This window comes from Arachnia propionica (genome assembly GCF_003932785.1).
GTDB classification, from domain to species: Bacteria; Actinomycetota; Actinomycetes; order Propionibacteriales; family Propionibacteriaceae; genus Arachnia; species Arachnia propionica_B.
Window position 1 is genome coordinate 1 of sequence record NZ_RQYT01000134.1, and the last position, 664, is coordinate 664.

Sequence of the window (664 nt, forward strand, 5' to 3'; positions counted from 1 at the left end):
CAACGAAGGACGCTCACGCACCGGCGGAGGCGACACCTCCAACCGAGGCTCCGGATCCGGCGGACCAACCGGCGTCTTCTCCTGACCCCACACGAAAGCAGCAACATCCCCCCACCAGCCACGCTCCTCCTGACGCCGCTTCCAAGCCCTCGCCGTCTCCCGACGCTCCTGCTCCGCCTCAGGGCCTGTTGCAAAAGTCATGCCGGGCTGCGGCGCACCGGGTCGGGCGATCTGGGCCCTCACCATCTTGACCTGTACATCCAGTACAGGAGACAGATGGCGAGTACCCATCTCATCCCGCCCAGAGCGTCCTCACACCGACAGCACTTTCACAACAGACCCTCGCCGCGGCTTTCAAATCCCCGGTCGCGGTCGCCATCTCCTCCAAACGCGTCACCAGGAACGAGGCGTCCGACGCCTGAATCTCACCATTCCTCTCAAAAAGATCAGCATAATACCCCGCGAAATCCTTCAACGCATGCAGCTTCCAAAGATTCCTGGAACCAGCCTGACCCCGGATCGTCTCCGCCGCACCAAAACACGCATAGATCAACGTATAAGCGTGATCATGATTGAAAGGAACATCCTCCTCAATACCGTGCATCGGATCAGTCACGCCACACACCTCATTGCTACATGGACGACAAAAGACAGCTGCCCAATG

General features: G+C 59.6%; 2 protein-coding genes. Both read right to left on the bottom strand.

Annotated elements, in window-relative coordinates; translation table 11 throughout:
- Positions 1 to 201: hypothetical protein (locus tag EII35_RS16320; protein ID WP_221739813.1), on the bottom strand; the 201-nt coding region annotated here is incomplete at its 3' end.
- 91 nt (positions 202 to 292) lie between these two features.
- Positions 293 to 616, bottom strand: coding sequence for a hypothetical protein (locus tag EII35_RS15575; RefSeq protein WP_125229346.1), 324 nt, complete (start codon positions 614 to 616; stop codon positions 293 to 295).
- Positions 617 to 664: the final 48 nt, after the last annotated feature.